Origin of the sequence: Bradyrhizobium sp. NAS96.2 (assembly GCF_001908235.1) — a bacterium.
Taxonomy (GTDB): Bacteria; Pseudomonadota; Alphaproteobacteria; order Rhizobiales; family Xanthobacteraceae; genus Bradyrhizobium.
This window is the reverse complement of sequence record NZ_LGHK01000049.1, coordinates 1-9795: the sequence shown is the minus strand read 5'-3', so window position 1 is coordinate 9795 and position 9795 is coordinate 1. Positions and strand designations below refer to the sequence as shown.

The following is a 9795-nucleotide window of genomic DNA, read 5'->3' as shown; positions in this document are numbered from 1 at the left end:
GGCCTCGTGACGCTGGCCTCGCCGCGCGATGCGCTTGCCGTCAACGCGGCGGCGCTGACCGCGGTGATGGTGCGCGCGGTCGATAACCCGATCCAGTTCGCCGAACTGCTCGACGACAAGCGCCTCAATGCCTGCGTGATCGGCCCCGGCGCGGGCGTCAGCGCGCGCACCCGCGACTTCGTTCACACCGCGCTCTCTGCGCAGCGACACCTCGTGCTCGACGCCGATGCGCTGACCAGTTTTGCCGGCACGCCGGACCGGCTGTTCGAGGCGATCAAGGCGAGCGACGGTCTCGGGGTGGTGCTGACCCCGCATGAGGGCGAGTTTCCGCGGCTGTTCAGCGATATCTCCAACAAGCATCCCGGCCGCTCCAAGCTCGAACGCGTGCGCGCGGCGGCCGAGCGCTCCGGCGCGGTGGTGCTGCTGAAGGGCGCCGACACGGTGATCGCATCTCCGGATGGCCGCGCCACCGTCGCCGCCAATGCGCCGCCGTGGCTTGCCACCGCCGGCGCCGGCGACGTGCTCGCAGGCATCATCGCGGGCTTCCTGGCGCAGGGCGTCGCGGCCTTCGAGGCGGCCAGCATCGGCGTGTGGCTGCACGGCGAAGGCGCCAGCGAGGCGGGACCCGGCCTGATCGCCGAGGATCTGACCGAGGTGTTGCCGGCCGTGTTCCGCCGTCTCTACGACGAGTTTGGCATTGAATATTAGGTGGCTCGCGCTCGCCGACATGGACGCCGCGGCGCACCTGCATCGCGTGTCCTTCGATCACAAGCGCGATGCGATCAGGTTGAATCGTCATCGCGCTCGAGCCCTTTGTTTGCACATGATCCTTCCGGAAAACCGCCTCGCACTTTTCCGGATCATGCTCTAGGCAACGTCGGTGGAGAGCGAAACGCTCTTCCATGCATCGAATTCGGCCTGCAGCAGTTTCATCTTGTCCTCGACCAATCGTACGGCATCGCTGCCGAGCAGCAGATGCGCCGGCGGATCGGCCGACAGTGCGAGTTTCAGCATGGCCTGCGCGGCCTTCTTGGGATCGCCGACCTGCCGGCCACTCATTTCCATGCGGCGTTTGCGGATCGGGTCGATGAGTGCGTCATAGTCTGCGATCGATCGTTCCGCCCGTACCATCGATCGTCCGGCCCAGTCAGTGCGGAAGCTGCCGGGCTCGACCGCCGTGACCTTGATGCCGAGGTCATTGACTTCCTTGCCGAGGGTTTCGGAGATCCCCTCCAGCGCGAACTTGCTGCCGTGATAGTAGCTGAGACCGGGCATCGTGATGATCCCGCCCATCGACGTGACGTTGAGGATATGCCCGGCGCGGCGCTTGCGCATGAAGGGCAGCACCGCCTGGATCATCGCCACCGCGCCAAAGACGTTGACCTCGAACTGGCGTCGCAGATCGTCGATCGATGATTCCTCCAGAATGCCCTCGTGGCCATAGCCGGCATTGTTCACAAGAACGTCGATCGCGCCGATTCTGCGCTCGACGTCGGCGACGGCGGGCGCGATAGCCTCGAAGTCGGTGACATCAAGGATCACCGCGTGCACGCCTGCGCCGAGCGCTTCGAACTTCTGCTTGTCGTTCTCGTTGCGCACGGTGCCGACGAGGGTATGGCCGTCGCTCAGTGCAGCCTCGGCCAACGCGCGGCCGAAGCCGGACGAAACGCCCGTGATAAGGAAAGACTTTGCCATAGGGGATGTCCTTTAGATCAGGTTGCCGATCCAGATTGCGGGCTCGATATAGTCGACTTGATTAATGCAATAATCGGCATAAAGTGGCATGACCTGATGCAGGTAATCGTACAATGCAGCATGCCGGTCTTTTCGAGCTGAACGCGGTCGTCGCGATCTCGACGCATCGCAGCTTTCGCGCCGCCGCGACTGAACTCGGCATTTCGCCCTCTGCGCTCAGCCATGCGATCGCCGGGCTGGAGAAAAAGCTGGGCGTGCGTCTCATCAATCGGACGACGCGCAGCGTCGCGCTATCGGAAGCGGGAGAGCGCTTCCTCGCCAGGGTCAGTCCCGCGCTGCGTGAGATTGCCGGAGCGATGGAGGACGTGAACGAGTTCCGCGACACGCCCGCAGGGACGCTGCGCATCAACCTGAAGGAGCGCGCCGCGCACCAGATCCTCCGCCCGGTCGTCGCAAAGTTTCTGCGGCACTATCCTGACATGAACGTCGAATTGACGCTGGAGGGCCGCGCCATCGATATCGTCGCGGAGGGCTTTGATGCCGGCATCCGGCTGGCCGAAGCCGTGCCGCAAGACATGGTCGCGATTCCCTGCGGCCCGGACACGCGCTTCATCGTCGTTGGCGCGCCCGGCTATTTCGCGCGCGCGTCGGTGCCGCGGTCGCCGCTTGATCTGCTCGCCCATGAATGCATTCGCAGGCGGATGCCCAGCGGCAAGATCTATCACTGGGAATTCGAAAAGCGCGGCGGCGAGCAGATGGCGGTGGACGTCCCGGGCAGGCTGACCCTCGACAGCGACACCCTGATGGTCGAAGCCGCTGTCGAAGGCCTGGGGCTGGCGTTCGTCAGCGATTTCTGGGTCGCGGGGCATCTCGCCGCCGGAACATTGCGAGCCGTGCTGGGCGACTGGACGCCGCCATTTCCTGGCTTGCGTCTCTACTATCCGCGGCATCGGCACATGACGGCCGGGCTTCGGGCTTTCGTCGACATGATACGAGCGGAGACGAAGTTGGCCGCAAAGGGGGGCGGGGTTCACGCAGACCCGGCCAAGCGACCGCACGATCGTCGCAAACGGGTTTGAACTGCCCGACGCCTGTACTGGAGCACGTCAGGGCGAGCCGTACGTTACGATCTATCGCGCGATTGTTGCTGAGGACGCCGGCGCTGCGCTCAGCTGCGCGCGTTTGGCGACAACGCAGGCCGATTCATTCCGCGGCTGAAATCAGCGGGGACTGGTTCACGCGCGTCTCGCCCTTCAGATTGTCGACGGTGACGTACGTGTCGTACCAGGTCAGCCGCGGCCGGGCTCCGAACCGTTCGGTGAGCTCGGCGATCTTGGCCTCGGTAAACCATGCCTCGGCCGCCTCCCGGCTCTCCCACAAATAGACGCCGCCGGTGCCGGCTTCTCCGTTGAGATAGTCTTTGCGGATCAGCCCCTTTGTTGCGAGGTTTCGATAAATGGGGGCGGTGCTCGTGCCGCCCTTGATGGCCTGTTCTTCGGTTCGTTTCGGAAGATCGAATTGAACGACGACGATGCACTGTGCCATCCTGGTTCTCCGATCTGAGTCACATGGTGTCAGGCTCGCCCGGCGGCTTGCCGATCAGCTCGCACGATACAGGATATTTCCTGCGCCGTCGCTTCGAGTGGCGCGGCCTCGCTTCGGGGACGGCTTTGCAGATCCCGGTCCCGTTTCACGAGACTGTTGATGGACGTGCGAAGAGGCGCGGACGAAGTCGGCACAACATTCTCTGTCGCATTCTCCAGAAACCTCCCGCTGCGGTCGCGGCAAACGGAGAGGTCGAGACCTTGCTGGCGCAGTGCGGGAAACGTCGCGCGATCACACGCGGCCTGCCGGCTGGAACTGCTCGATCAATTGCGCACGAAATAGAGCGGCGTTCTCAATGTCAGCTGATAGGACGGCTTCGGCACCCACATGATCTGAGCCGTGACCCCGAACAGCCGATTGTCATTGTCGTCCATCCGGTCGAGATCAAGCCGGACGACGGGCTCGGTGAAGGACGGAACTGGCGTGAAGTTCAGGAGCTGTGCGCCGCCGAAATGCTGCACGCCGACGCGGCCGGTGAATTTCCAGTTGCTGGGCCACTGATAATAGCCGCCGACATAGCCGATGATATTGGGGTGAATCCGGGCGAGCGCGGTCGCCACTTCGACGCGGGTGTCCTGGATGCCGGCCAACACCCCGCGCGTTTCGTCTTTGTCGAAGGCGTAGCCGAACTCGAGAATGTTGTTGAATGTCGTCGTCCCGGTCGGCCCGTTGGGGATCGACTGGGTGATTGTGGATTGCCAGGTGATGGTCGGAATTGAACCGCCATTCTGGCTGTAGACATCTGCCTGGAACCCGACGTTCCAGCTGGTGATATCGAAGGACGACCAACCCTGTGTCTGGGCGTAGGTCGTCGTGCCGGAAACCCCGGCGTAGAGCGAGACCTTGTCGGTGACATCCACGGTCATCGGAAGATCGACGGCGACGGATTGCCGGGAGGGCAGGGATACGCTCGTCGGAAGCGTGGTGCTGTTCGCGAGCGCCAGCGATGGCAGCGCGGTGGAGAGAGCCGAGCTGCCGAAGCCGATCGGTAAAGCGCCGGCCGGCACCGTTGCGTAGCTGGTTCGCAAGTCGAGATAGATATTCGGCGTCGCGCCTATCGCTTTCGTGGCGCCGCTGTCGTCGTCGCCATCCTTGGCGAACGCTGGTCCGGTGAAGCATGCGCCGATCAGGCAGGCCAGGACGAGCTTCGGCAACACCAGGGCTCGTAGAACGAGATGGTCGAAACGCGAGGGGAGACTGGCAGGACCTTCGGGCTCTACGTCCATTTCGTCCTCGCGCTAGCTCACGAGATACTTCGCCACCGCCGGCTCGTTCCATTCGATGCCGAGCCCGGGACCGCGCGCGGTCACCGCACCGTCGACGATCTCGGCAGGCCTTGCCAGGATCGCGCCGGCGAAATCGAGGAATTCGAGCCAGTGCGGTCGAGCCACCTATTCGCGGAAGTCAGCGCGCACCTGCTCGCCGCGACACCGACCGCGGCCAGTTCGAGGCCGGTCTCCTCGATCAGATAACAAAGCGGGTGAAGTATGAGCTTGCTGTAGGCGAAGATGTAGGTACGGCCGGTAACGCCTTGATCGGTCTCGACATCGATCAGGACCAGCGGACCGGAATCGATCACGCCGAAGGCGGTCTTCACCGGGCGCTTGAGCGGCACCACAACCCCGCGCGCCTTGACTCCGCGGATCGCTGCAACTGTCTGGCTTATGGATGTTCCCCTGCGCGCTTCCCGGAGTGCTTCCTCTTCTTGTTATTGGACACTGTACCATCGGACCAGCCGCGGCGCGGCCCAATCGGTCGCGATCTGCTCGATCAAATAGCGGCCCGGATATTCGGCGAGGAAGGCGATGCGTTGGGTCTGGCCCGGTTCGACCGCGAGCGTGTCGAGCCAGAACGGCTTCCAGCCATCATCGAGCCGGTCGAGCAGACGGAAGTGATGGCCGTGCAGACGAAGGACGCTGGCGATCGCGCCGCGATTGGTCAGGGTCAGCACGACCGGGCGGCCGGCCTTGGCCTGAAAGGCGGGTGCGGCCGACGGCTTGAAGTCCGCCGGGCGGAACCACTCGGTCGGCGTGCCCAGCGCCAGCTCGAATCTGGCGGCGCCCCTGAGATCGAGCTGGGCCGGCATGTCGTTGCCGGGAAGCGGCGGAGCGGGAGGGAATGGCGCGGGGCGGATCGGTGGTTCGTTCGAGACGATGAGCCTGCCGACCGGGCGAGCCTGCTTGCCGTCATGCAGCAGGATCGGGAAGCTCGTTCCGGCCGGACCGGCCGCATCGACAAAGACATCGGTTCGACTTCCGGGCGCCAGCACCAGCGCACCGTTGCGCGCCGGGAACGGTTCGGCCGGCTGGCCGTCGATCGCCATTACCCTGACGTCGAGATTCTCCAGCTTGACCGCCAGCACACTGCGTTGGCTGCCATTGATGAAGCGGAGTCTGAGCCGGGCATTGGCCGGTGCCGAGACCTCGTATGAAGTCTTGCCGTTAATTGTATGAAATGGCGTCGATTCCTTGGGGTCGTTCCCTGGCGGAATCGCGGTTCCGTCCGGCCGCAGGCGCCACTCCTCGATCAGCAACACCTCGTCGCGATCGACCGCGACCGGCGAGGTGCCAGTCACGATCAGCGGGCGCGGGTGTACCGGCGCCGTACTTCCATCGCCGAGCAGCGGCTCGCACAGGAAGGTACCGGCATGCCGAAGCCGGAGCTGGAAGGTATCCTTGGCTCCGGCCGCAAGCTGCGCCCGGGAGGCCAACGGCTCCGCAGCCGGGTTGCCGTCAAGCCCGCGGCAATCGAGCGCGGCGGCGACCGGCAGCTCGTTGCCAAACGTCACGTCGAGGACCTCGCCGCGCCTGAAGCGCAGGTCGCCGTTGCCCAGCGACCAGACGGGCGTCTCCGGCCCGTCAGGGCGAAGCGCGATGCGATCGATTCTGGCTTGGAGCGCGACCGCCGTCCGGCCCTGCGCCGAGACCGTGGCCGGCCAAGCGGGGCAAAGCGCCGCGGCGCCGAGGGCGGCCATCAGGTCGCGCCGGCTGAGCCAAAATTCGGGACTTGCCGCGGGGCTTGCCATCCGGCCGATGCGGACCATTTTCAAGTGTATCTGTCCAGTCGCAGGGCGGGCTCTTAAGCGGCCATTTTTTTGCTGCGAACCGGTGGGCGCATGTTATAAGCCCGGCCGCCCGCGGCATCGCGGCCGGACTGGATGCTTTTCGCGCGGGCGTGGCGGAACTGGTAGACGCGCTGGATTTAGGTTCCAGTGACGAAAGTTGTGGGGGTTCGAGTCCCTCCGCCCGCACCAAGCGCTTACAGCGTTTGCATGACGAATTCTTGGAGAACCTTGGGCCCGCAGGGGACGAGGGTTCGCCGAACCCACAGACGTCAAGCCGTAAGGCTCAAGCGTCGAACAGATTGAACACTGCCACGGCCGCTCGGGCCGCGGCAAAAGCGGAAGAAGATTGATACCATGCAGGTCACCGAGACCCTCAACGAGGGACTGAAGCACGAATTCAAGATCAGCGTTCCGGCATCCGATCTCGATGCCAAGGCGGACGCCAAGCTGGTCGACCTCAAGGACAAGGTCCGTCTCAACGGCTTCCGTCCCGGCAAGGTGCCGGTGGCGCACCTGAAGAAAATCTATGGCCGCTCGGTCATGGCCGAGACCATCGACCAGACCATCAGCGACACCAACCGGCAGCTGTTCGAAGATCGCGGCTTCCGCCTTGCCGGCGAGCCGAAGATCACGATGCCGACCGAGAAGGACCAGGTCGATGAATTGCTGTCGGGCAAGACCGACCTGACCTACACGGTTGCGATCGAGGTCGTGCCGCCGATTCAGCTCGCCGATTTCAAGTCGTTCTCGGTCGAGAAGCCGGTGGTCGAAGTCTCCGACGCCGACGTCGACGATGCCATCAAGCGGATCGCCGAAGGCAGCCGCCCGTACAACGCCAAGGCCGAGGGCACCAAGGCGGAGAAGGGCGACCGCGTCACCATCAGCTTCAAGGGCACCATCAACGGTGAAGCCTTCGAGGGCGGCACCGGCGAAGGCATCCAGGTCGTGATCGGCGCCGGCCAGTTCATTCCGGGCTTCGAGGAGCAGCTGATCGGCATCGGCTCGGGCGAGACCCGCACGCTGAAGGTCTCGTTCCCGAAGAACTACCTCAACGACAAGCTTGCCGGCCAGCCGGCGGAGTTCGAGACCACCGCGACCCTGATCGAGGCGCCCGGTGAGGCCACGATCGACGACGAGTTCGCCAAGACCCTCGGCCTCGAGTCGCTCGACAAGCTGAAGGAAGCCGCGCGCGAGCGCCTGACCGCCGAATTCGCCGGCGCGACCCGCCAGAAGGTCAAGCGCGCGCTGCTCGACCGGCTCGACGAGAGCCACAAATTCGAGGCGCCGCCATCGCTTGTCGCCGAAGAGTTCAACCTGATGTGGAACTCGATCAAGGCCGAGATGGACTCGACCGGCAAGACCTTCGCCGACGAGAACACCACCGAGGATGCGGCCAAGGAAGAGTATCAGAAGATCGCCGACCGCCGCGTCCGCCTCGGCCTCGTGCTGTCGGAGATCGGCGAGAAGAACAAGATCACCGTGACCGACGACGAGGTCTCGCGCGCCGTGATCGAGCGCGCGCGCCAGATGCCCGGCCGCGAGAAGGAAGTCTGGGATTACTACCGCAGCAACGCCCAGGCGCTGGCTCAGCTCCGCGCCCCGATCTACGAGGACAAGGTCGTCGACTTCGTCCTGGAGCTCGCCAACGTGACCGAGAAGAAGGTCACCAAGGATGAGCTGTTCAAGGATGAAGACGCCGAGAAAACTGCCGCCTAATTCCGGCACCTCGCGTTAATGATGAACCGCGAAAGCGCGCCTCGTGAGGATCCCCTCGCTAGGCGCGCCGCCGCGAATCGGCTTGAACGTCCGCGACCTGCCCAGTTGGCTAGTGTCGGCCTTGTCGGCCGGAAATTGGCCTATATCTGGTTTAAGCCTTGAGCCAACCAGCCTCGAGCCAGTAGTCTTGGACGAAGCTAGTTCTGGGCAAAGTTCTGCATCACCCCTAACCCCTGGGTTCTTTCATGCGCGATCCCGTTGAAACCTACATGAACCTCGTGCCGATGGTCGTCGAGCAGACCAATCGCGGCGAACGCGCCTACGACATCTTCTCGCGCCTTTTGAAAGAGCGCATCATCTTCGTCACCGGTCCGGTGGAAGACGGCATGTCGACCTTGATCGTCGCACAGCTCCTGTTCCTCGAGGCCGAGAATCCGAAGAAGGAAATCTCGATGTACATCAACTCGCCGGGTGGCGTGGTGACGTCGGGCCTTGCGATCTACGACACGATGCAGTTCATCCGTCCGCCGGTGTCGACGCTGTGCACCGGGCAGGCGGCCTCGATGGGCTCGCTGCTGCTTGCGGCCGGCGAGAAGGACATGCGCTTCACGCTGCCGAACTCCCGCATCATGGTGCACCAGCCCTCCGGCGGCTTCCAGGGCCAGGCTACCGACATCATGCTGCACGCGCAGGAGATCCTGAATCTCAAGAAGCGCCTCAACGAGATCTACGTGAAGCATACCGGCCAGACCTACAAGGCGATCGAGGACGCGCTCGAGCGCGACAAGTTCCTCACCGCCGAGGACGCCAAGGCGTTCGGCCTCGTCGACAAGGTCATCGACAAGCGTCCGGAAGATCCGTCGGCCGCCAAGGCTGCATGACAAGGCTGCATGACAAGGCCGCATGACAAGGCCGCCTGATCTGGACAGGCCTCCCGGGGCGCCGGTGTGATCTCCACATTGGCGCCTCACATAACCGGCAAAAGCAGGACGGGCGGAGTACCCCGCAAGTGCCTATGCGCGGGCGCAAGGTTCCGCTTTCGTGCTCATTGGCCGGCGTGGTAATCCCGCAACGTTCCGTGGATTTCGACGCGTATTCCACGTGCGATCGTGGAAAATCACGGTATTGTCACGGTCTTGAGCCGGGCATCCGATTAGCGAATTCTTGATAGTCGGGTGCCAGCATGGTTGGCTGTAATGCATCGGCTATGATCGCGGAGATTCGAATAAACCGTGATTGGCACGGTCAGTATTGCGTAGGGTCTTTTTTGGTACGGAATTTGCTCTATCTACCCAAGACCCCGGTTTTGTGCCGGATTGGGTCGATCTGGCAAACAAGATCGAACGGCGGACGGAGATGAGGAATGAGTAAGGTCGGCACGAGCGACGCCAAGAACACGCTATACTGCTCGTTCTGCGGCAAGAGCCAGCATGAAGTTCGCAAGCTGATTGCCGGACCGACTGTCTTCATTTGCGACGAGTGTGTCGAACTGTGCATGGACATCATTCGCGAGGAGAACAAATCCTCGCTGGTGAAGTCGCGCGACGGCATTCCGACGCCGAAGGAAATCTGCAAGGTCCTGGACGACTACGTGATCGGTCAGAGCCATGCCAAGAAGGTGCTGTCGGTCGCCGTCCACAATCACTACAAGCGGCTTAACCATCAGACCAAGCACAACGACGTCGAACTGGCGAAGTCGAACATCCTGCTGATCG

General features: G+C 63.4%; 10 protein-coding genes and 1 tRNA gene. 6 read left to right on the top strand and 5 right to left on the bottom strand.

Translation table 11 applies throughout. The annotated features are described in order from the left end of the window. On the top strand, window positions 1-708 hold a 708-nt coding region (locus AC628_RS12970), incomplete at its 5' end, for an ADP-dependent NAD(P)H-hydrate dehydratase (protein WP_143201575.1). Between the two features lie 159 nt (window positions 709-867). Here AC628_RS12970 and AC628_RS12965 read toward each other — a convergent pair. Beyond that, the gene (locus AC628_RS12965) at window positions 868-1695 is read right to left on the bottom strand and encodes an oxidoreductase (RefSeq protein ID WP_074127203.1); all 828 of its coding nucleotides are present in this window, start codon (window positions 1693-1695) and stop codon (window positions 868-870) included. A gap of 113 nt (window positions 1696-1808) precedes the next feature. Between AC628_RS12965 and AC628_RS12960 the strand changes: the two genes are divergently transcribed. After that, on the top strand, window positions 1809-2774 hold the full coding sequence (locus tag AC628_RS12960; protein ID WP_074127202.1) for a LysR family transcriptional regulator: 966 nt from the start codon (window positions 1809-1811) through the stop codon (window positions 2772-2774). Window positions 2775-2898: 124 nt separating this feature from the next. On the opposite strand, the gene AC628_RS12955 is transcribed toward AC628_RS12960, so the two are convergent. From AC628_RS12955 to AC628_RS12940, 4 genes are all read right to left on the bottom strand, one after another. Then, window positions 2899-3240, bottom strand: coding sequence for a hypothetical protein (locus tag AC628_RS12955; protein WP_074127201.1), 342 nt, complete (start codon window positions 3238-3240; stop codon window positions 2899-2901). A gap of 323 nt (window positions 3241-3563) precedes the next feature. Continuing rightward, entirely contained in the window at window positions 3564-4454 is an 891-nt protein-coding gene (locus tag AC628_RS12950) for a hypothetical protein (protein ID WP_074127200.1), read from the bottom strand. A gap of 152 nt (window positions 4455-4606) precedes the next feature. Continuing rightward, the gene (locus tag AC628_RS42090; RefSeq protein ID WP_283806563.1) at window positions 4607-4945 is read right to left on the bottom strand and encodes an enolase-like domain-containing protein; all 339 of its coding nucleotides are present in this window, start codon (window positions 4943-4945) and stop codon (window positions 4607-4609) included. Window positions 4946-5008: 63 nt separating this feature from the next. Continuing rightward, window positions 5009-6343: a multicopper oxidase family protein gene (locus AC628_RS12940; protein WP_074127199.1), complete on the bottom strand. Its 1335-nt coding sequence runs from the start codon at window positions 6341-6343 to the stop codon at window positions 5009-5011. Window positions 6344-6468: 125 nt separating this feature from the next. Between AC628_RS12940 and AC628_RS12935 the strand changes: the two genes are divergently transcribed. From AC628_RS12935 to AC628_RS12920, 4 genes are all read left to right on the top strand, one after another. After that, window positions 6469-6553: transfer RNA gene (locus AC628_RS12935), tRNA-Leu, on the top strand. Between the two features lie 165 nt (window positions 6554-6718). Then, window positions 6719-8080 (top strand): trigger factor, encoded by a 1362-nt coding sequence (gene tig, locus AC628_RS12930; RefSeq protein ID WP_074127198.1) that lies wholly within the window; start codon window positions 6719-6721, stop codon window positions 8078-8080. Between the two features lie 245 nt (window positions 8081-8325). Continuing rightward, a complete protein-coding gene (locus AC628_RS12925) occupies window positions 8326-8961 on the top strand; it encodes an ATP-dependent Clp protease proteolytic subunit (RefSeq protein ID WP_021079148.1) in 636 nt (211 codons plus the stop codon). 482 nt (window positions 8962-9443) lie between these two features. Beyond that, window positions 9444-9795 (top strand): ClpX C4-type zinc finger protein (locus AC628_RS12920; RefSeq protein ID WP_283806562.1); only part of this gene is annotated, 352 nt, incomplete at its 3' end.

Bases quoted from the DNA above. Each gene is read 5' to 3' on its own strand.
- AC628_RS12925 (WP_021079148.1), top strand. From the start codon at position 8,326: ATGCGCGATCCCGTTGAAACCTACATGAACCTCGTGCCGATGGTCGTC.
- tig (WP_074127198.1), top strand. From the start codon at position 6,719: ATGCAGGTCACCGAGACCCTCAACGAGGGACTGAAGCACGAATTCAAG.
- AC628_RS12965 (WP_074127203.1), bottom strand. From the start codon at position 1,695: ATGGCAAAGTCTTTCCTTATCACGGGCGTTTCGTCCGGCTTCGGCCGC.
- AC628_RS12940 (WP_074127199.1), bottom strand. From the start codon at position 6,343: ATGGTCCGCATCGGCCGGATGGCAAGCCCCGCGGCAAGTCCCGAATTT.
- AC628_RS12955 (WP_074127201.1), bottom strand. From the start codon at position 3,240: ATGGCACAGTGCATCGTCGTCGTTCAATTCGATCTTCCGAAACGAACC.
- AC628_RS12960 (WP_074127202.1), top strand. From the start codon at position 1,809: ATGCAGCATGCCGGTCTTTTCGAGCTGAACGCGGTCGTCGCGATCTCG.